This is a genomic window from Dietzia sp. 111N12-1, assembly GCF_001658045.1.
GTDB classification, from domain to species: Bacteria; Actinomycetota; Actinomycetes; order Mycobacteriales; family Mycobacteriaceae; genus Dietzia; species Dietzia kunjamensis.
On the sequence record NZ_LSSV01000022.1, the window covers coordinates 53,904 to 73,712 of the forward strand.

Below are 19,809 nucleotides of genomic sequence, written 5' to 3' on the forward strand. Positions count from 1 at the left end.
CCGACCCCGGAGCGGGATAGTGACCCCGGGTATTGATCGGATCAATAATGATGAGTGTGGTGGCCCCGTGTTTCGGCGGCATTACCCCGCTGTTCCGGCGCGGTTCCGGTGTCCGCCGATTCCGCGCCAACGCGACTACCTGCACGAATACCGACCCCGGCAGACCGCGTCCCACCAGATCCCGCCCCGCCAGACCCCAACCCGCCCCAACCCGCCCCGACCCGCCCCGACCGCAAGGGAGGCCCCATGACCACCGCACGAGGCGACTCGCTGGACCGTCTCGGCGCGCGCATCCGGCACCACCGCCGCCAACTCGGACTGACGCTCGTCGAGGTGGCCGACCAGGCCGGGATCTCGCAGCCCTTCCTCAGTCAGATCGAGCGCGGTAAGGCGGCGCCCAGCATGTCCACGCTCGAGGGTCTCGCCCACGCCCTCGGCACCACCCAGGCCCACCTCCTCGACGCGGTCACCGCCGGCGGGGCCTCCGACACCGGCGGACCCGGAGACTCCGGCCGGGACCCGGCCCATTCCGACCGGGTCGACGTCCAGCGCTCCACCGAGGGCGCCACCCTGACCCGTGCGGAGGGCACGGTCGGCGGTCACACCCGACTCCTGCCCGGAGGCCCGGGGGGCACGCAGTTCCTCGAGTTCGTGGAGACCAACCACGTCCCGGGCCGGTTCTTCGAACACCCCGGCCAGGAATGGCTCTACATCACCCGGGGCACCGTCCTGCTCGAGGTCGGCGATTCGCTCACCCGACTCGAGGCGGGCGACGTCGCGAGGTACAACGGCACCCTCCCCCACCGGTGGTACGTCCCCGACGGCGGCGAGGCGTGCCTCATCGTCGCCCGACCGGGTTGACCGCGACCGGGCCGCCCGACCTGCGCCTGACCAGCACGACCACCACGACCACCCGCCTCAGCTGCCCTGGGACATCCCCGCCCCGGCGCCCTCCCTCGCGCGCCGACCTGGGGCGCCCTGCGGGGGCCGAGCAGGGCACCCCAGGTCAGAGCACCCAAGACCGTGCGCCGCCCACGGCGCCACACCCTTCACCGAACCAAAACCCGGACCCGGACCCACCACTCCCCCGAGACCGCCCGCACCACGCATGCCCTCTACCTGCGGTGCCCTGCGGAGGGTGCGCAGGGCACCGCAGGTCAGCGGGCGCCGCGGTGATTAGCGACGACGACGAGGCCGGGCATCTCCTCCGTAATGAGATGACACTCGCTCGCGTGTTCGATCCAGTCTCCCTGCCCGCAATGTCAGACCTAGAACATATGGTCGAACCATGACGAGCACCTCCAAGTCCGACGCCCATGATTCCGCCTCCCATGCTGCGATCGTCCCCGATGCCCCCGACCCGTTCGTGCCGCCTAAGGGGTTCACCACAGCGACGGGTCCCGCCGTCGACGTGATCGTCCCGGAGGCCTACGCCCGGTGGGATCCACATCAACAGCGCGGATATCTCGCCCAACGCCTGATCAACGCGGCCGAAGGACGCACCGTCGCCTTCGCCTACGATTGCGTCCGGGTCGCGGGACAGCGCGACCGCCACCGGGACCCGTGGGAGACCGCCGCCTCGATCGTCAGCGCCTCGATGGCGTTGTCCCGGCACGGCGCCTCGCGTCTGGTCACCACCGCGGTCGAGTTGACCGAGCGGCTCCCCCGTACCGCGGCCCTGCTCGCGACCGGATGGATCGGCATCCTCGCCGCCCACACGATCGCCGAGGAGACCGCGATGGTCTCCGATGAGCTCATGCCCGAACTCGACAGGCGGATCAGTGAGGCACTGGCTCCCACCAGGCGCCGCACACACCCGCCGAGACTCGGCCCGCTACGAAAGATGCTCACCAAGACCGTCTCGGCGTGCGACCCGGTCGGGGCCGACGCCAGGGCGAGGGAGGCGCGGCGGGACCAGGACGTCGAGATGGTGCCGCTGGCCGACGACAGGGCCCTCATCACAGCGCACCTCACCGCAGAGACCGCCGTGGAGATCGCCGACCGTATCGAGGCCCTCGCGCACACCGCCTCCGAGGACGACCCGCGTTCTCTCGGTGAGTTGCGTGCCGCGGGCCTACTGGCGCTGAGTCGCGGGTGGGCCTGCCTGCCCGACGTCGACGGCGAACACCCCGGTGACCCGGACGGACAGGCGACCGCTCGGCGGGTGACCATCTACGCCTACGACGACGGCAGTCCGGACAACCGTGGCCTCACGCTGGCCGGCTACGGGCCGATCACCGGTCACACCGCCGACCAGCTGGAGCGCAGCGCTCGTCGCCGGATCGACTCACTGGCAGATCTCGCGGACCCCGACTGCTACGCGGCCCGGCGGTACACGCCCTCCGAGGCGTTGGCACGCTTCTGCAAGGGCCGCGACGGCACCTGTGTCTTCCCCGGGTGCCACACGCCGGCCGAGAAGACCGACCTCGACCACATCATCCCGTTCGACCATGACAACCCGGAGTGCGGCGGGCACACCACGTCCGATGATCTCGGCTCCCTCTGCCGCTTCCACCACCGACTCAAGACCGAGGGAATCTGGGCTTACTACCGGGACATCGACGGAACCTACGTCTGGCTCCACGGCCCCAATCACCCGGAGGCGGATCCGGGAACGCGCATCACGACGGCCCCCGGTGGACCGCTGGCCGCGCTCGCCCCGCCGCGGCATCCGGAGTCCAGCCGACGGCAGCAGAACGCGGCCGAAGCCGGCAGGACCGGCAGCGGCTCACCGGCGTCGAGGAGGCGCCCCCACCTGCGTCACCGCCGCGCGGCGGAGCGCAGCAGACTGCGGGCCCAGGCGCACCATCGTCAACAGGAACCCCGGTCAGGGCGCCCGCCGCGCTCGGCTCCCCCGCAGGATGACCGGCCCCAGCAGGACCAGCCGCGGTCCTCGGCGTTCGATGATGAGTCGCCGTTCTGATGGCGGGGCCGTCAGTAGCGGGGTCTCGTCGGGTACCAGCCGTCGTCGGGGCGGTGCGGGCCGATCGACCGGACCTCGCGGAACTCGAAGCCCGCGAAGTCGTCCGCGAGGCGGTCCCAGTTCTCGCGAGTGATCGCGGTGGTGACCGCCCCCGCGATGCGACCGACACCTCCGTAGATGCCGGACAGCTGGTTTCCGGTGACGCCCATGGACGTGCGCGCGCCGGTCGAGAAGTGGTGCAGCCTGGTCACCCAGGGCGCGGAGCCCGGTCGGCGTTCGGTGAACTCGAAACCCGGTCCGAGGTAGGGGTTGCGTCCTGCCGGGTGGCCGGCGGCGAAGTCGTGCACGTCGGCCCACAGGGCGATGTCGTCGACGAACTCCGCGAGCTCCGGGCGCAGTCGCAGGTCGACCTCGTACCCGGTCGCGGCGATCACCACATCGGCGTGGAACCGGCCGGCGGGGGTGACGATGGCGAGCTCGGTCCCGCCCGCGCCGTCGTCGACCACCGCGACCGAGTCCCAGGCACAGCCTGTGCGCAGCGCGAAGTCGGGATGGGCGAAGCACCGCCACACCGTGTGCTGGGTCGGCGGCTGCGGCAAGCCCCCGCTGAGGAGGGTGAAGTCCCACTTCGCGCGATCGTCGAGGTCGTAGAAGCGTTCCTGCATGCCGGGGAACTCCATCCACCGCAGCGGGTTGGAGTCCGGGACGGTGTCCCGCCGCATGAACACCTCCGCTCGCGCGGCGCCGTGGTCGAGCGCGGTGGCGGCGTTGTCGAACCCGGAGGCTCCGCCGCCCAGGACGGCGACCCGCCGGCCGCGCAGGGCCTCGAAGTCGATCGGGTCCTCGGTGTGGAACCAGCGCTCGCGCGGCAGCGCACGGACCATCTCCGGCACTCGCTGTCCGCCGCCGCCGCTGAGGCCGAGGGCGAACACGATCCGCCGGGCGGTCACGGTCTGGGTGGTGGCCCCGTCGGCGGCGGCCACCTCCACGACGAACGGGCCATCCGCCGTGGCGGGTCGGTGCACGGCGGTCACCCGCGTCTCGTGGCGGACCTCGATCCCCGCTGCCTCGCGATACCAGCGCAGGTAGTCGTTCCAGTCCAGGCGCGGAACGAGGTCGATCTCCTGCCACGCCTGCTCGCCGTAGACCGCCTCGAACCAGCGGCGAACGTGCAGCGACGGGACGTCGAACTCGATGCCGCGCATGTGTTTGGGGCTGCGCAGGGTGTGCATGCGTGCGTAGCGGTCCCAGCAGCCCACCCGGTCGGCGGGCCCGTCATCCACCACCAGGACCCGGTCGATCCGTTGACGTCCGAGGGCGAAGGCGGCGCCGAGTCCGGCCTGACCGCCTCCGATGACGAGCACATCGAGTTGCGCGCATCCGGGTTCGCGCGGGATCCAGTCGCGAGCATGGCTCGTGGTGGCGATGTCCTCGCGGACGCGCGCGGTCAGCGCGGCCAGCCTGGCGTCGGCGTCTGCGAGACGACGGGGGCTGCGGCCCGCGGTGGCGGGGCTGGTGTCGCCCGGAGTGGGCAGCGTGGGCGCGTCGGGCATCACGGAGGTCATGGACGTCTCCTGCGGCATCGGGACCCGGGTCCTGTGCCCGGGCGGACACCGCGCCGCTGCCTGACTGATGACTCGGCCGCCGGGGCGTCGGTCGCCCGGCGGCCGGGTCGGCTGGGCCGACCGCACCGCCGCGGTGTCGCCTCCGAGTCTGACACCAGCGCTTTTCCGCCGTGTTACGCCGACGTGAGGGCGGTGTGGCGCGCCGGCCGATCCGCGTCGCCGGCGGCGACGTCCCGCGTGAAGCTCGCCAGCGCCGCGCACAGTGGGCCCGGTGCGGACAGCTGCGGGACGTGGCCCGTGTGGAGCGTGACCACCCGGGCACCGGGGGTGAGCTGCTGCATGCGTCGCTGCGCGATGATCGGCACGGTGCGATCCCCGGTGGCTTCGACGTACAACCGCGGCAGGGCGCCGAAGCGCGCAGGGGTCCAGGCGGCGGAGATCAGCCGGGCGCTCTCCCGCTGCGGACGCAACCGTCGCGCGGCAGCGATCGCCTCCCCCTCCAGGGCGTCGTGGAAGAACACCGCCGCCGCGGCCTCGGGCGGGACCGAGGTCATGCGGCCGTCGGCGCTCGACTCGAGCCACCGGGAGATCCCCACATCCGGAGGCAGGCCGATCCCCGCACAGAGCTGGGCGAAGTCCACCCCCGAGGGCAACATCATCCCGGCGACGAAGGCGACCCCGGCGACCCGGTCCGGAATCAGTTCGGCGACCCGGGTCACCACGACCCCGCCGCCGGAGTGCCCCACGAGAACGGCAGGTCGTTCGAGAAGCCGCACGAGTGCCGAGACATGGTCGGCCAGGGTGTCGAGGTCGACCACCTCGTCGTCGTCGCCGCCAACGCCCGGTAGGTCGACCACATGGGGGCGGAGGCCGGCCGCACGGAGCGGACCGGTGACGGTGTCCCACACCCAGCCGCCGGCCCACGCGCCGTGGACCAACACCACGTCCGTCACGGTGTCGACCTCCATTACCGGGCCGACGCCGCCAGGACCCGGGCCGCCTCGCGAACCGCCGCGGTATTGGCCTTGCCGTGCCGGGACCCGGCGAGCTTGGCTGCGATGTGTTCGCGGACGGTGACGGGCTCGTAGGCGTCGCCGTCGGTGCCCACGAACTCGGGCAGGGTGGCCACCACGGCGTCGACGTTGCCGTCGTGAAAGAACGCGGCCGAGCGGCGGCGGACGATGCGGCCGTCGACGATCGGTGGCGCCACGCGGTGCAGGGTCGACATCCACCGGTCGTTGGTCAGCCGCGCGGTGAGGTCGCCGAGGTTGACCAGCAGGCCGTCCTCCACGGGCTGGACGTCGTGCCAGACGCCGTCGGTGCCGAGGACCTGGAGACCGGCAACCCGGTCGGCCCACAGGACCGTGACCAGACCGAAGTCGGTGTGCTCGCCCATTCCCTTGAGTTCGCCGTCGAGCGAGACGGGCCCCTCGTCGAGGGCGTAGTTGACCATGCGGAGAACGTCGATCGAGTGGTCGGTGAGCTGCTCGAAATACCCCGCGGGCTGGCCGAGGGCGTCGGCGAAGACGCGGGTGAGCGTGCGCGCGACACGGGAGGCCTCGGCGAAGTAGGCATCGACCCGCTCGCGGAAACCGGGCCGCCGGCCACCGGGGAGATCGGGCCACACGTTGATCCCGTAGTCGTCCTCCGACAGGTCCAGACCGACGAACGAGCGTGCCTCGACCCCCACGTTGAACGCCTCGAAGAAGTCGTTCATCCGCCCCGCGGACTCCACCCCGAGGCTCAGACTGAGCGACTCGCTCCTGGGCGGGCTGTACCCGCGGTTCGCATCGGCCACGCGGTAGGCCTTCTTGGCCTCGAGGGGCAGGGCGAAGAAGTCATCGATCGCGCCCGCCAGACCGTCGATCACCGCGGGGGCCACACCGTGGCCGACGATCTGTATGAACCCGACGGTCGAGCAGGCCTCGTCGATCTCGCGGGCGACCCGGGCGCGGTCGTCCGCGGACCCGCCGACGACGTAGGGAGACAGGTCCACCGTGGGGACGTGGAAACCGGGGTGATCAGTGGTCATGAGCTTCTCCTGTGGCGGAGTGGCCGGCCGAGGTGACGGGGGCCGGTGTGCCGGGCCGCGGCGCCCACCACGCGGGGTGGGGGCCGGTGCACGACCATGTCTACCGAGGGCGGGTTCCGTCGCCGTCACCCGCGTGTGACCACCGCATTAACGGTCAGCTCCGCGGGAGCCGGGCGGCCATCGCCTCGAGCGCGTCCGCCGTGAGCCGCCCGTGCACCCGGAGTCGCGCGATGCCGCCGTCGGGGAAGACGTCGATGCGGACGAACCGGACGGGGTCGGGGTCTGTGCCGGGAGTGTCGGGGCCGGCGGGGGCCCCGACGAGGAACCGGTGGCGGCAATCGGGCTGCAGCGGGGTGCGGGGCACCAACTCGACCCAGGTCTCGGGGCGGTCGAGGTCCTCGGCCCTGCGGATGCCGTGCAGGGACGCCGATCCGGGGGCGTTGCCGACGTAATAGGAGGTGTCGATCTCCACGTGATCGACCGTGCCCTGGCCGGCCAGGGCAATGGTGACGTGGTCGTTGCCGTCGTCGCGGCGGCGGGCGTTCTCCCAGCCCTCGCCCATGTGGCGGGAGCGGCCGGGGGCGATGATGTTGGCCGGTGACGAGTAGAACAGGTCGGAGCAGTCGACGATCCGCCCGCCGTTCTCCGCCGCCGCCAGGTCGACTGTGCCCGCCAGGAACCGGGGGTCCGGCGCGGGTTCGCCGTGCACCCGCAGCCTGGCGATGCCCCCGTCGGGGATCATCCGCAGCCGCACGTGGGTCACGGGCGTCTCGTCGGCCACCGCGTAGGCGTTGCGGGTGTCGCCCTGCGCGGGGGACGGCGGGACCAGCGGCCGCCACGATGCCGCGGCGAGCTGCTCGGCGTCCGGGTAGCCCTCGACCCACGCACCGTCGAGGGCGACCTGCGGCGGGTAGTTGCCGCGGAAGAAGGCGGTGTCCACCACGACGCCGCGGACCACGCCCGGCACCCCGAGCCGGATGATCGCCGCGTCCTCGCCCGGCGTTCGACGGCGACGGCTCTCCCAACCGTCGTAGACCTTGCCCTTGTGCCCGAACAGGGTCGGGTCGAAGACCGGCTCGCCGGGCAGGAGCAGGTTCTCCTTCTCGGCGAAGAACTCGTCGTCGGCGTGGACGACCGCGCCCGCGAGGGTGCGGGAGGCCAGGTCCGGCAGCGTGAGGAAGTCGGGCCGGGCGGGCGTGGCGGGCGGACTGGGCTCGGTCATGCGTGGGTCTCCGTTCGGGACGGGATGGGGCGGAACACCGGGTGGCCCGCGGCGGGGCGGTCCAGGTCCACGCGGTGGCCGGCGAGGTAGACCTCGCGCACGACGCCGGCCAGGGCCCGTTCGGCGTAGGCGGTCACGGGGTTCTTGTGCTCCAGCCGCTCGGGCAGGACCACGAAGGCGTCGTCGGGGGCCAGGACCACCAGGTCCGCGCGGGCGCCGGGACGGATAGCCCCCCGGTCGGGAAGGCCGACGAACGCGGCGGGCCCGGAGGCCATCCACCGCACCACGTCGGGCAGCCCCATCCCCCGGCGCCGGGCCTCGGACCACATGATCGGCAGGCCCAGTTGGACGGAGGCGATCCCGCCCCACGCCTCGCCGAAGTCGCCGGTGTCGAATCGCTTGAGCTCGGGCACGCACGGGGAGTGGTCGGAGACCACCAGATCGATGGTCCCGTCGCGCAGCCCCTCCCACAGTCCCTCGCGGTTGCCGGCCTCCCGGATCGGCGGGCAACACTTGTAGTGGGTGGCACCGGGTTGGATCTCCTCGGCGAAGAGCGACAGGTAGTGCGGGCACGTCTCCACGGTGATCGGCAACCCCTCGGCCTTGGCGGCGCGGATCAGCGGCAGTGCGTCGGCGGCGGACAGGTGCAGGATGTGCGCGCGGCACCCGGTGCGCCGGACGCCGTCGATCACCTGCGCCACCGCGCGGACCTCCGCCGACACGGGCCGCGAGTCGAGGAACCCGGCGTATGCCGGCCCGTCGGGCGGGGTCTGGGCGTCGATGGTCCCGGCGTCCTCGGCGTGGACGATCAACAGGCCGTCGAACGACGCGATCTCCGCCATCGCCGCGAGCATCTGCGCCGGGTCCAGCGGCGGGAACTCGTCGATCCCGGAGTGCAGCAGGAAGCACTTGAACCCGAACACGCCGCCGTCCCACAGTTCGCGCAGCCGGCCGAGGTTCTCCGGCACCGCGCCGCCCCAGAAGCCGGTGTCGACGTGCAGTTTGCCCACCGTGCTGCCGAGTTTGGCGTCGAGCGCAGCGGGGCTGGTGGTGACGGGACTGGAGTTGAGGGGCATGTCGAGCAGGGTCGTCACGCCGCCGCGGGCCGCGGCGCGGGTGGCGCTGGCGAAGCCCTCCCAGTCGGTGCGTCCGGGTTCGTTGACGTGCACGTGGGTGTCGACCAGGCCGGGCAGCAGGACCACGTCGCGGGCCAGGGTCACCGTGTGGGCGCCGGTGGGTGCCCGGTCGAGTGCGCCCGGGGCCACGTCGACGGTGGTGATGGTGCCGTCGGCGACGACGACGAGGGCCTCCCGCTCGGCACCGTCGACGATCGCCCGGTGGGCCCGGATCACCAGGTCGGGGTGGGTCATCTGCTCTCCTCATGGTCGGTTCCCGGGCGTGTCAGCGCGGCCAGGTCGGCGCGATCGACGCCGGCGCGGGTGGTGATCTCGTCCGCGGTGACGGCCCCGCAGTCCAGTGCGCGGACGCAGAAGTCGGCCAGGGCGCGGGCGGTGGCGGGTTCGTCGAGGTATCCGGCGTCCGGGCCCGTGCCGAGGTAGGCGGCGATCCTCGCGCACGCGGCCGGCACCGAACGCCGGTAGAAGGCGTAGGTGGCCACGTACCGGGACACCAGCTGCGCGGGATGCAGGTCCCAGCCCTGGTAGAAGCCGCGGCGCAGTGACCGGTCGATCAGCCGCGCGTGCAGACGCCACCCCGCGCGCACCGCCTCCGCGTCGCCGACGGGCAGCCGGTTGGTGGAGCCGTCGGACAGCGCCACCCCGGTGCCGGCGGCGGCGACCTGCATGACGGCTTTGGCGTGGTCGGCGGCCGGGTGGTCCATGGCCTGGTACTCGGCGGCGATCCCGCAGGCGGCCGAGTAGTCGTAGGTGCCGTAGTGCAGGCCGATGCAGCGCCCGTCGGCGGCGTGGACCAGTCGGGCGACCAGCGCCGATCCGTCGGGCGCGCAGATCGACTGCGGCGTCTCGATCTGGATCTCGAACCGCAGCGCGCGGCCGGGCAGCCCGCAGGCCGCCTCGAGGTCGCGGCACATCTCGACCATCGCGCGCACCTGATCGACGGACGTGACCTTGGGCAGGGTGGGCCGGAACCCCGCCAACAGCGCGTCGCGATCCGGTGCGGCGGCCAGCCCGGCGACCACGCGGGTGAACGTGAGGACACCCCGGCGGCGGGTGGCCGGGTCGAGGGACCCGAACCGCACGCCCCAGAACGGCGGCGACGACGACCGCCCTGACCAGCGGGTGATCACCTCGGCCAGCACCCGGTCCACGTGCCCGTCCTCGTCGCGGTCACGCCTCCCGGCGGGCACATCCCGCTGGGTGAAGCCGTCCTCGAAGTCGATGCGCAGGTCCTCGACCGGTTCGACCTCCAGCTTGGCCCGGACCAGCGCGTGAATCGCGGGGGCGTCCGCCGGGGCCACCAGATCGCCGCCGCCTGAATCGCCGCTGACCTGGGCTGCCCTGAACACCCTCTGCAGGGCAGCGGGGTCCGGCAGGTGTTCGTCGAACGCGGCGAGAGCGACCGCGCCCACTTCGCTGACAATCCCGGCGTGCACGCGATCCGCGGGCAGGTACAGGGTGTGGACGGGTTGGCGACCGGTGGGCGGCCCGGGGAACAGCTCGGCTTGCTCGGCGTCGTGGGCCGCGAGGCGGGCGTCGACGCCGGCGAGGACGACGTCCGGGTCCGGGCCGACGACCGGGTCCGGTGTGGGGAGTGGGTTCACGCGTACTCCTGGGAACGAGGGGGTGGGCGCGACCCGCCCGCTACACCTGTCTATCGACGCACGGTTCCGCCATGGTCACCCACGCGTGTCCCCCGTGTTACGCCGCGAATGGATGCGCCCGACGGCGCTCACCGGTGGATCGCGGCATCCATCCCCACCAGCGGTGCCCCGGTCCCGCCCCGGCGATGGGCGACGAGCTCGGCCGCGATCGACAGCGCGGTCTCCGCGGCAGTTCGCGCGCCCAGGTCCAGCCCGATCGGCGAGTGCACGCGCTGCAGCCCCGCCTCGGGGACCCCCTCCGCGCGCAGGTCCGTCATCCGCTGGGTGTGGGTGCGTCGGCTGCCCATCGCGCCGATGTACCCGGCGCGGGTCCGCAGCGCCTCGACCAGCAGCGGGATGTCGAACCTGGGATCGTGGGTGAGGACGCAGATCGCGGTGGAGGCGTCGACGCGGGTCCCGGCGAGGTACTGGTGCGGCCACCGCCGCACCACCTCGGCGGCCGCCGGGAAGCGCTCGGCGGCGGCGAACACCGGTCGGGCATCGCACACCGTCACCCGGTACCCGAGCTGCGCACCCATCGGTACGAGGGCCTCGGCGAACGCGGTCGCGCCGAACACCAGCAACCGCGGCGGGTCGAGCCGGTGCAGGAAGACGCGGGCCGGCAGGGCGGCGCCGTCTGCAGCGCTGTCGGCGGCAGGGGCGGCGGCAGGGGCGGCGAAGACGACGCCGGTTCCGCGCCCCTCGGCGATCGCCGCGGCCACCGGCCCGCCGGCCCAGGGCGGGGCCTCGTCGTCGTCGACCCCTGTGCCGCCGTCTCCCCCCGCCACCATCCACTGCCCGGCGCACGGGCCGTCCAGAACGGTGGCCGCGACCACGGCGTGGCCCTCGCGCGCGGCGGCGAGCAGTCGGTCAACGGGGTGCGCGGGGCCCGGCGGTGGCGCGGGGCCCGGCGGTGGCGCGGGGCCCGGCGGTGGCGCGGGGGCGAGGGGTTCGACGAACACCTCGAGCGATCCGCCGCAGGTCGGGCCCACGTCGAGGAGGTGGTCGGGGAGTTCGTCGCCGTCGGGGCCGAAGCGCGCGAGGGCGGGGTAGCCGTCGGCGATGACCTGCTCGCACAGCGTGTACACCGCCGCGTCCACGCAGCCGCCGGAGACGCCACCGACCAGCTCTCCGGTCGCGGCGACCGCCATCGCCGTGCCCGGGGCCAGCGGCGCCGACCCGCCCGTCGCGACGACCCGGGCCAGCGCACACGCGACGCCGGCGGCGCGCCAGCGGGCCAGGGTCTCGGCGACGGGGATGTCCATGCGCTCAGGATGGCGAGGTCACATTGCCGAGGTGTTACCGCCGGGATTCAGTCGTGGCGCGCGCCCATGAGGTGCAGGATCCGGTGCACCGTGTCGTCGACGAGGGTGTAGTGCACGATGCGGCCGTCGGCGTCGTCGCGGGTCGCGCCGACCCAGCCCTGTTCACGCAGGATCCGCAGGGCCTGCGAGGCGGCGTTGCGGGTGATGCCGACGGCGTCGGCCAGGTCGGAGACCGTCGCGACCCCCGGCCCGGCGTGGTGAATGTGGGCCAGGAGACCGAGGCGGGTGGGGTCGGCGAGGAGGTCGAAGCGCGCGGCCCAGTCGTTCACGTCCATCGGTTCACGTCCATCGGTTCCTCCGTAACAGCCGCGACACATTCCGCCTCTACGCTCGGGCGCACTAGGTGTCCGACCGGACACGTATCTCCCGTGGGTAGGAGACGCACTTGAGACCGTTCTACGCCGTCACCGGTGTGTGCCTCGCAGTGGCCCTGGCCGCGTCGGGATGCGCGATGCCGTCCGCCGCTGGTGACGGCGGGGAGGGTGGTGGCAGCGGCGGCGGGAGCGGCGGCGACCGGGTCGTGCTGGCCGACTCGGCGCCGATGGACGAGTTCAACCCGGTCGCCGGCTACGGCTCCACCGGCGTCTCGCTGCTGTACGAGGGGCTGCTGCGCCCGGCGGCCGCGGACGACAAGACGCTGCCCGACCTCGTGCCCGCGCTGGCCGTGGCCGAACCGGAGGTCAGCGACGACGGGCTCACGTGGACCGTCCGGCTGCGCGAGGGCGTGCGGTTCCACGACGGCACCGCGCTCGATTCCGGGGACGTCGCGGCGACCTACCGGGCGGTGGCCGATCCGGTGTCGGGCTCGCCGATCGCGTCGGACTACACGTCGATCGCCCGGATCGGCACGCCGGACCCGCTCACCGTGGAGTTCGGACTCGACGCACCGGACCCGGGGATGCCCGCGCGACTGCTGCTCGGCATCGCCCCGTCCGAACTGCTCGCGCCGGGGCCGGCCGCGGAGTCCCCGCTCAACACCGCGCCCGTCGGCACCGGCCCCTACCGGCTCCAGCGCCTCTCCCCCGGCGAGGCCGTGCTGGTGGGCGATCCCGACCACCGCGACGGCGCCCCCGACGTCGACACCCTCGTCTTGCGATCGGTGCCCGACGAGAACGCCCGCGCCCAGATGATCGTCACCGGCGAGGTCGACGGCACCGTCCTGCCACCCGCACTGGCTGCCGGGCTGGCCGACCGCGACGGGCTGGAGCTGGTGTCGGTCAACAGCGCGGACTGGCGGGCCGTGGCTTTGCCCACCGCGCACCCGTTCACCGGCGACCCGGCGGTCCGGCGCGCGTTGTCGCTGGCCGTGGACCGCGAGTCGCTGGTCGAGCACGTCCTGGCCGGGCACGGTCGGCCCGCCACCTCGCCGATCACCGACGCCTACCCGGAGTTCGAACCGGTGGGCGTAGCCGGCGAGCAGCCCGATGCGGACCCGGCCGCGCGCCGGGCCGACGCGCGGGGCCAGCTCGCGGAGGCCGGGTGGCGGCCCGGGCCGGACGGGGTGCTGGTCCGCGAGGGCTCCGCCGACAGGGCCGAGTTCGTGCTGGCCTATCCCGTCGCCGACTCGCTGCGCCGCGAACTCGCCTCGGCGGTGGCCGACCAGCTGCGCGAGGTGGGCATGGCCGTGGAACTGTGGGGCGGGACGTGGGACGAGATCGAGGCCCGCGCCGGGGAGGTGGCGGTCCTGCTCGGCGGCGGCGACAACCCGTACACCGTCGACACCCAGGCCTACCGGACCCTGCACTCGCCGACCCCGCTGTCCGGACCGCTGGACAACCCCGGCGGCTACGGCGACGCGGACGTCGACCGCGCCCTCGACGCCGCCCGCCGCGCCGCCGACCCGGCCGAACGGACCCGCCTCTACCGGCAGGCCCAGCGGGCGTACCTCCAGAACCCCGGGCACCTGTTCCTCGTGACTCTCGACCACACCTATCTCGTCCGCGACACCGGCCACACCGGGCCCGCCCCGATCCTCGAGCCGCACTCCCACGGCGCGACCTGGGGACCGTGGTGGGCGATCGCGCACTGGACGGCCCGCCCGTGATCCGGCGACTGCGTGAACGGCGGGCCGAACTCGCCCGCGTCACGGTCCGCCGGGCGCTCGCCGCGCCGATCGTCGTGCTCGCCGTGACGCTGGCGGCGTTCGTCATGGCCGACGCCTCACCACTCGACCCGCTGGCCGCCCACCTCGGCGACGGCTACGAACGCCTGACCGACGCCGAACGCTCGGCCGCCGCCACCGCCCTCGGCACCGATCGGCCCTGGTGGCAGGCCTGGACACAGTGGATCGCGGGACTGGCGACAGGCGACGCCGGCTACTCCCCCACCTACCGCCAACCGGTGCTCGACGTACTCACCGAGCGACTTCCGTGGACCGTGGGACTGTCTGCGGTGGGGCTGGGGATCGCCCTCGTCGTCGTCGTCCTCTCCGGCCTCATCGCGGCAGCGCGCCCCCACGGCGCGGTCGACCGGGCGCTCGCCGGGGCGGCGGTCACGCTGAGTTCGATCCCGACGTTCGCGCTGGCCCTGGGCTCGGTGGCGGTGTTCTCGGTGGCGCTGGGGTGGCTGCCCGTCTCCGGCGCGGCCCCGCCCGGACAGGCGGCCACGGTGGGAGGCGTGGTGCGGTACGGCATGCTGCCCGCGCTCGTGCTGGCCGCCGGACAGGTGCCGTGGATGCTGCTCGCTTTCCGGCGGGCGGTGCTCGACGCGGAGGCATCGCCGGCCGTCGCCGAGTCGCGGGCCCGTGGACTGAGCGGATGGACCGTTCTGACCAGGCACGTCGCGCCCGTCGCGTGTGCGCCGCTGATCGCGCTGCTGGGCTCGCGGGTGCCCGAGGTGATGGTCGGATCGCTGGTCGTGGAGACCGTCTTCGCGTGGCCCGGGGTGGCGGCTGCGACCGTCGACGCCGCGCTCGGGGCCGACTTCGCGCTGCTCGCCGCGGTGACGGTGGCGGCGTCGCTCACCGTCCTGGTCGGCACGTGGCTCGCCGACTGCCTGCTGCTCGTCGCCGACCCGAGGGTGCGGATCGATGCGTGATCGGGCGGTGGGGCGGGTGGCTGGCCTGCGGGCGGCGGGCGGGGTGATGCTCGTGGCCGTGGTGGCGTTCGCCCTGGTGTGGCCCGCGATCGCGCCCGCCGATATGGCGTCGTCCGGGTACCTGTCAGCCGACCTGCCGCCGACGTGGGCGCACCCGATGGGCACCGACGGGCTGGGGCACGACCTGTCCGTCCGGGTGGCGCAGGCGCTGCGGGTGTCGCTCGCGGTCGCCGCGGGCGCCGCGGTGCTCGCCGGAGTGCTCGGGGTGGCGGTGGGCGCCGGAGCGGCGGCGTGCGGTGGCCGGGTCGACGCGGCACTCATGCGGTGCACCGACGCCGTCGCCGCCGTGCCGCACCTGCTCGCCACGGTCGTGGTTGTGGCGCTGTTCCGGGGCTCGCTCGCCGCCATCGTGGTGGCCCTGGCGCTGACGCACTGGCCGGCCGTCGCGCGGGTGGTGCGGGCCGAGGCGCAGCAGATCATGGCGTCGCAGTACGTCGCCGCCTCCCGCGTCGCCGGGGCGTCCCCGCTGCAGCTCGCGCGGTGGCACGTCCTGCCGGCCGTGGTCGGACAGGCCGGCCTCGCGATGGTGCTCATGATCCCGCACGCCGTGTGGCACGAGTCGACCCTGTCGTTCCTCGGCATCGGGATGCCGCCCGAACGGCCCAGCCTCGGCACACTGGTCGCGCTGTCCCAGTCCGGCCTCCTGCTCGGCCGGTGGTGGCCGCTGGCCTTCCCCACCGCCGCGCTCATCGCGGTGACCGTGGCGGTCGCGCTGCTTGGGCCCGGGACGCCGGGGCGCGGGTGGGTGCGGCGCGGGGCCCCCGTGGGTGACCACAACCCCGGCGACCACCACCGCGACGACGACGACGACGAGGTGGGCTCCAGCCGGGCGAGCCTGACGGTGGACGATCTCGTGGTGGCGCACCGGGGCCCGGGCTCGGTGCGGGCGATCGACGGGGCATCCCTGCGGATCGAGACGGGCCGGGTCGTGGCGATCATCGGGCCGTCGGGCGCCGGCAAGTCCAGCCTGCTCGACGCCTGCGCCGGGATGACCCCTGCGGGCGCGATCACCGCAGGCCGGGTGGCGCTGGGCTCCGGCGGGTCGACCGGTCACGTCCCCCAGTCCGCCGCGGCCGCGTTCACCCCGACCCGGCACCTGCGGGGGCAGCTCGAGGAAGGACTCGCCGTTGGGCGCCGGGGCCGCGGCGACCGCCGCGCCCCTGACGTCGACGCCCTGTGCCGGCTCGTGAGGGTCAATCCCGCCCTGGCCGACCGGTACCCGCACCAACTCTCCGGCGGCCAGCTGCGCCGGATGGCGATCGCGGCCGCGCTGAGCACGAACCCCACCGTCCTGCTCGCCGACGAACCCACCACCGGCCTGGACGCCGACCTGGCCCTTGCCGTCCTGACGACGCTGCGCCGACTGGCCGACGACACCGGGCTCGCAGTGCTACTCGTGACCCACGACCACGCCGCGATCGCGGAGAGTGGCGTCGCCGACGAGGTACTCGAGATGCGTGGCGGGCGGCTCCGGCCGGTCGCGGAATTGGTGTCGTCATGACGCTGTCCGCACGCGGGGTCGCCTTCCGGCACGCCGGACCCGACGGATTCGCGTTGCCGCCGACCGACCTGACCGTGCGCGGGGGCCGGGTCACCGCGCTCGTGGGGCCCTCCGGAAGCGGCAAGACCACCCTCGCGCACCTGCTCGCCGGGCTGCTGGCCCCCACCGCCGGGACGGTGACGGTGACGGACGAACCCGGCGCGCCGACCGACGGCCCGGGTGTGCGGGAGGTGCGGCGCCGGCGCGGCCGACTGCCCGGGCACACGGCGCTGCTGGATCAGGATCCGATGGCGTCGGCGGACCCCCGGATGACGCTCCGCCGGATGATCGCGCTCCCCGGACGGCTGCGCGGGAGCCCGGTGGACGTGGACGCGCTCGCCGGGGAGGTCGGACTGGACCCCGGCTTACTCGACCGACGGCCCGAACAGGTCTCCGGCGGACAACTCCACCGCGCCTGCCTCGCCCGGGCGCTGGCCCAGCGGCCGCGTTACCTGATCGCCGACGAGGCCACCGCGCATCTGGACCCCGAGAGCACGAACGCGATCGCGGGCGTCCTGCGGGCCCGCGCCGACGGGGGGCTCGGCGTCCTCGCGATCACCCATGATCAGCGGCTCGCGGCCGACTGGGCCGACGTCGTCCACACGATGGGCGACGCCGCCGGGAGCTAGTTCAGCCCGGCGTAGGAGTGCAGGCCCGAGACCACGATGTTGATGAAGAACAGGTTGAACACCAGCACGGCGAAGCCGGCGATGTTGATCCACGCCGCCTTCTTGGGGCCCCAGCCGCTGGTCGCACGGGCGTGCAGGTAGCCCGCGTAGAGCACCCACGAGATGAACGACACCGTCTCCTTGGGGTCCCAGCCCCAGAAGCGGCCCCACGCGCTCTCGGCCCACACGGCGCCGAGCAGGATGCCCACGCCGAAGACCGGGAAGCCGATGACCGTGGTGCGGTACGCCAGGCGGTCCAGGGTCTCGGCTGCCGGCAGTGGACGGGCCAGGCGGGCGCCCCACCCGTGCTCCTGCCCCTGCGGCTGCCACACGCGGATGAGGTACATGATCGACACGACACCGGGGATGAGCAGGATGCCCGAGCCCAGCGCGATGATCGACACGTGGATCGGCAGCCAGTACGAGCGCAGCGCCGGCACCACGGGAGCGGCATCCGAGTACAGGTGCGTCCCGCCGAAGAACAGCAGCACCAGGATCGGCACCAGCAGATACGGCCACACCACCTGCAGTGCGGGCTTGCGCAGCCAGATCAGCCCCGCCGCCACCGCCAACAGCGTGCTGCCCAGGATGAACTCGTACATGTTGCCCCACGGGAACCGCTCCGTGGACAGCCCCCGCAGGACGAGGGACGCGGCGTGGAACACGAACCCGAGCACCACGAACAGCTGCGCGATCCGCGCCCAGCGCACGTTGCCGGCCGAGGCCCGCTCCTCGTCGCCGGTGTCGGTGAGGGACCGCGACTCCGTCAGCCCGGTCCCACCGGCCGTGACCAGCTCCTTCTCCGAGACCTTGGCCACGCGGAAACCCGCGTAGTAGATCAGCGACGCGATCAGCGCCAGTACGTAGATCCCGAACGCCGTCCGGAACGCCAGGTCCGAGTAGGTGGCCAGCGTCTCGTCGATGGGCAGGCCCTGTGCGAGGGTCGAAGTGATCACCGGGTGTCGTCCTTCCGCGCAGCGTCGGCGGCGGTACCGCGACTAGTTGAAGTGTGGCCCGTGTCGGCCTCACCCGGCAACACGGGTGTGGCAGCCGCCGCCGAGACCAGCCGGTCCCGGAGCTCGTCGAACTCGCTCCCCCAGCCCGATCGGTCCGTCTTGGCCAGGCCACCCAGATCGACACGGGTGACCTCGTCGTCGTCGACACTCACCCGCGCCCAGATCCTCCGGCGCCGCACCATCAGGCTGAGCACCAACCCCGCCATCATCACGGCGGCCGACACCCCCACCCAAATCTGCGTGGGGTCGGAGGAGACCTGGATGTTGACGAACTCCTCGGCGCCGTCGAAGCGGACCTCCGTGCCGTCGGGCAGGGTCGTGGATTCGCCGGGCTTGAGGTTGACGCGCGCCTCGCGGTTGAGCGCGCCGGACTCGATGAGGTCCGGCTCGAGCGAGAAGACCGACTGCGGGCGGCCCGTGTCCAGGCCGGCGTCGCCGCGGTAGACGTCGATCGCCACCGCCGGGTCGTCCATGCGCGGGAACCGCGAGCTCAGCAGGGTGCCGTCGAACTGGGCGGTCGGCGCGAACAGGCCCTGGATGGCGATCTGCTGCGTGCGCCGCTCGGCCAGATCGGGGTACATGCCGGCCGGCGGGTCGAAGCGCATGATGCCCGAGGACAGGAACGTCTGCAGCTCGGTCGGTGACCAGTGCTGGGTGTCCGTGCGGGTCTCGCCGTTCGGGAACGTCACCGTGAACGTCGGCGCGAAGCCGTGACCCTGCAGGTAGACGCGCGTGGAGCCGATGCGCAGCGGGTGGTTGACCCGCATCTCGAACGGCTTCCACGTGTCGGGGTCGGTCGTGGCGACCTCCTCCGTGTAGCGCACGTTGGAGGTGAACATCTCGGCCTGGCCGTTGGGCAGGTAGTCGGCGCGGAAGTCCTCCACTTTGATGCAGAACTGTTCGAGGTCCGTGCCGTCCACCAGCAGTCCAGCGCGGAACGAGTCGTACGCGCTGGGCGTGGTGTTGCAGAACGCCGGCGACTCCTCATTGGCGACGATGACGCGCATGCCCTCGGCGTAGACGAACTTGCCAGCCGCGAACATGACGAGCAGCGCGAGCAGGCCGAAGTGGAAGACGATGTTGCCGACCTCGCGCGAGTAGCCGCGCTCGGTGGACAGTTCGATGGTGCCGGGGACGCGGCCGTCGCCGTCGTTGCGGCGGACCCGGCCCTTGAGCTCGCGGCGGATCTGGTCCGCGGCCTGCTCCGGCGTGGCCGTGGTCCGGTATGCGGCGTGGTGCGGCAGGCGGGACAGGTTGCGCGGGGTCAGCGGCGGGGGCGTGCGCAGCTGGCGGACCAGTTCGAAGCAACGCGGGGTGAGGCAGCCAACCAGCGAGACGAACAGCAGGACGTAGATGGCGGTGAACCACCAGCTGCTGAAGACGTCGAACAGTTGGAGCTTGTCGTAGGTCTCGCCCAGCCACCCGTTCTCGGCGATGTATTCGTTGACGTTGCCCTCGTTGAGGCTGCGCTGTGGCAGGAGCGCGCCCGGGATGGCGGCGACGGCCAACAGGAACAGCAAGATCAGCGCCGTGCGCATGGCGGTGAGGGTGCGCCACGCGTTGCGGAGGAACGCGGTGACGGCAGCGGTTCTGGGCATGGGGTCCATCTGCGGGTCGCGGCGCGCCGAGGCGGCTCGGGGCCT

Annotated in this window: 16 protein-coding genes; 6 read left to right on the top strand and 10 right to left on the bottom strand. The window is 73.2% G+C overall.

Annotation, left to right across the window (positions count from 1 at the left end; translation table 11 throughout):
- The first annotated feature begins 246 nt into the window (after positions 1-246).
- Together AYO52_RS04085 and AYO52_RS04090 are read left to right on the top strand one after the other, a co-directional pair.
- On the top strand, positions 247-861 hold the full coding sequence (locus AYO52_RS04085; RefSeq protein WP_067713561.1) for a helix-turn-helix domain-containing protein: 615 nt from the start codon (positions 247-249) through the stop codon (positions 859-861).
- A gap of 427 nt (positions 862-1,288) precedes the next feature.
- Positions 1,289-2,923 carry an HNH endonuclease signature motif containing protein gene (locus AYO52_RS04090; RefSeq protein ID WP_082923759.1) on the top strand — a complete coding sequence of 545 codons (1,635 nt, stop codon included), beginning with the start codon at positions 1,289-1,291 and terminating at the stop codon, positions 2,921-2,923.
- An 11-nt stretch (positions 2,924-2,934) separates the two neighbouring features.
- Here AYO52_RS04090 and AYO52_RS04095 read toward each other — a convergent pair whose 3' ends face one another.
- From AYO52_RS04095 to AYO52_RS04130, 8 genes are all read right to left on the bottom strand, one after another.
- Positions 2,935-4,488 (bottom strand): SidA/IucD/PvdA family monooxygenase, encoded by a 1,554-nt coding sequence (locus tag AYO52_RS04095; RefSeq protein WP_082767711.1) that lies wholly within the window; start codon positions 4,486-4,488, stop codon positions 2,935-2,937.
- Between the two features lie 173 nt (positions 4,489-4,661).
- Positions 4,662-5,456: an alpha/beta fold hydrolase gene (locus AYO52_RS04100; protein ID WP_067713564.1), complete on the bottom strand. Its 795-nt coding sequence runs from the start codon at positions 5,454-5,456 to the stop codon at positions 4,662-4,664.
- The gene (locus AYO52_RS04105; RefSeq protein WP_067713566.1) at positions 5,456-6,520 is read right to left on the bottom strand and encodes an isopenicillin N synthase family oxygenase; all 1,065 of its coding nucleotides are present in this window, start codon (positions 6,518-6,520) and stop codon (positions 5,456-5,458) included. The genes AYO52_RS04100 and AYO52_RS04105 overlap by 1 nt, the downstream gene beginning before the upstream one ends.
- 154 nt (positions 6,521-6,674) lie before the next feature.
- Positions 6,675-7,742: an allantoicase gene (gene alc, locus AYO52_RS04110; RefSeq protein WP_067713569.1), complete on the bottom strand. Its 1,068-nt coding sequence runs from the start codon at positions 7,740-7,742 to the stop codon at positions 6,675-6,677.
- A complete protein-coding gene (gene allB, locus AYO52_RS04115; RefSeq protein ID WP_067713572.1) occupies positions 7,739-9,112 on the bottom strand; it encodes an allantoinase AllB in 1,374 nt (457 codons plus the stop codon). Before allB ends, alc begins: the two co-directional genes overlap by 4 nt.
- Positions 9,109-10,482: an aldolase gene (locus tag AYO52_RS04120; protein WP_067713574.1), complete on the bottom strand. Its 1,374-nt coding sequence runs from the start codon at positions 10,480-10,482 to the stop codon at positions 9,109-9,111. The genes allB and AYO52_RS04120 overlap by 4 nt, the downstream gene beginning before the upstream one ends.
- A gap of 128 nt (positions 10,483-10,610) precedes the next feature.
- Entirely contained in the window at positions 10,611-11,786 is a 1,176-nt protein-coding gene (locus AYO52_RS04125) for an XdhC family protein (protein ID WP_067713577.1), read from the bottom strand.
- Between the two features lie 47 nt (positions 11,787-11,833).
- Positions 11,834-12,121, bottom strand: a complete 288-nt coding sequence (locus tag AYO52_RS04130) for a helix-turn-helix transcriptional regulator (protein WP_067713580.1) — start codon at positions 12,119-12,121, stop codon at positions 11,834-11,836.
- Between the two features lie 110 nt (positions 12,122-12,231).
- Here AYO52_RS04130 and AYO52_RS04135 point away from each other — a divergent pair, with 110 nt between their 5' ends.
- Genes AYO52_RS04135 through AYO52_RS04150 form a run of 4 tightly spaced genes read left to right on the top strand, consistent with a single transcriptional unit; the run spans position 12,232 to position 17,111 of the window.
- Positions 12,232-13,890, top strand: a complete 1,659-nt coding sequence (locus AYO52_RS04135) for an ABC transporter substrate-binding protein (protein ID WP_067713584.1) — start codon at positions 12,232-12,234, stop codon at positions 13,888-13,890.
- Positions 13,857-14,882 (top strand): ABC transporter permease, encoded by a 1,026-nt coding sequence (locus AYO52_RS04140; RefSeq protein ID WP_253701867.1) that lies wholly within the window; start codon positions 13,857-13,859, stop codon positions 14,880-14,882. The genes AYO52_RS04135 and AYO52_RS04140 overlap by 34 nt, the downstream gene beginning before the upstream one ends.
- Complete coding sequence (locus AYO52_RS18515) at positions 14,875-16,443, top strand: ATP-binding cassette domain-containing protein (RefSeq protein WP_067713585.1); 1,569 nt, start codon at positions 14,875-14,877, stop codon at positions 16,441-16,443. The genes AYO52_RS04140 and AYO52_RS18515 overlap by 8 nt, the downstream gene beginning before the upstream one ends.
- Positions 16,440-17,111 (top strand): ATP-binding cassette domain-containing protein, encoded by a 672-nt coding sequence (locus AYO52_RS04150; RefSeq protein ID WP_067713588.1) that lies wholly within the window; start codon positions 16,440-16,442, stop codon positions 17,109-17,111. The genes AYO52_RS18515 and AYO52_RS04150 overlap by 4 nt, the downstream gene beginning before the upstream one ends.
- Here the strand turns inward: AYO52_RS04150 and ccsB are convergent.
- A complete protein-coding gene (gene ccsB, locus AYO52_RS04155) occupies positions 17,108-18,106 on the bottom strand; it encodes a c-type cytochrome biogenesis protein CcsB (RefSeq protein WP_067713592.1) in 999 nt (332 codons plus the stop codon). The genes AYO52_RS04150 and ccsB overlap by 4 nt on opposite strands.
- Complete coding sequence (locus AYO52_RS04160) at positions 18,103-19,764, bottom strand: cytochrome c biogenesis protein ResB (protein ID WP_253701870.1); 1,662 nt, start codon at positions 19,762-19,764, stop codon at positions 18,103-18,105. The genes ccsB and AYO52_RS04160 overlap by 4 nt, the downstream gene beginning before the upstream one ends.
- Between the last annotated feature and the right edge of the window lie 45 nt (positions 19,765-19,809).

Excerpts from the sequence above, each read along its gene's own strand:
- AYO52_RS04085 (WP_067713561.1), top strand. The coding sequence starts at position 247 with ATGACCACCGCACGAGGCGACTCGCTGGACCGTCTCGGCGCGCGCATC.
- AYO52_RS04090 (WP_082923759.1), top strand. The coding sequence starts at position 1,289 with ATGACGAGCACCTCCAAGTCCGACGCCCATGATTCCGCCTCCCATGCT.
- AYO52_RS04095 (WP_082767711.1), bottom strand. The coding sequence starts at position 4,488 with ATGACCTCCGTGATGCCCGACGCGCCCACGCTGCCCACTCCGGGCGAC.
- AYO52_RS04100 (WP_067713564.1), bottom strand. The coding sequence starts at position 5,456 with ATGGAGGTCGACACCGTGACGGACGTGGTGTTGGTCCACGGCGCGTGG.
- AYO52_RS04105 (WP_067713566.1), bottom strand. The coding sequence starts at position 6,520 with ATGACCACTGATCACCCCGGTTTCCACGTCCCCACGGTGGACCTGTCT.
- alc (WP_067713569.1), bottom strand. The coding sequence starts at position 7,742 with ATGACCGAGCCCAGTCCGCCCGCCACGCCCGCCCGGCCCGACTTCCTC.
- allB (WP_067713572.1), bottom strand. The coding sequence starts at position 9,112 with ATGACCCACCCCGACCTGGTGATCCGGGCCCACCGGGCGATCGTCGAC.
- AYO52_RS04125 (WP_067713577.1), bottom strand. The coding sequence starts at position 11,786 with ATGGACATCCCCGTCGCCGAGACCCTGGCCCGCTGGCGCGCCGCCGGC.
- AYO52_RS04130 (WP_067713580.1), bottom strand. The coding sequence starts at position 12,121 with ATGGACGTGAACGACTGGGCCGCGCGCTTCGACCTCCTCGCCGACCCC.
- AYO52_RS18515 (WP_067713585.1), top strand. The coding sequence starts at position 14,875 with ATGCGTGATCGGGCGGTGGGGCGGGTGGCTGGCCTGCGGGCGGCGGGC.
- AYO52_RS04150 (WP_067713588.1), top strand. The coding sequence starts at position 16,440 with ATGACGCTGTCCGCACGCGGGGTCGCCTTCCGGCACGCCGGACCCGAC.
- AYO52_RS04160 (WP_253701870.1), bottom strand. The coding sequence starts at position 19,764 with ATGCCCAGAACCGCTGCCGTCACCGCGTTCCTCCGCAACGCGTGGCGC.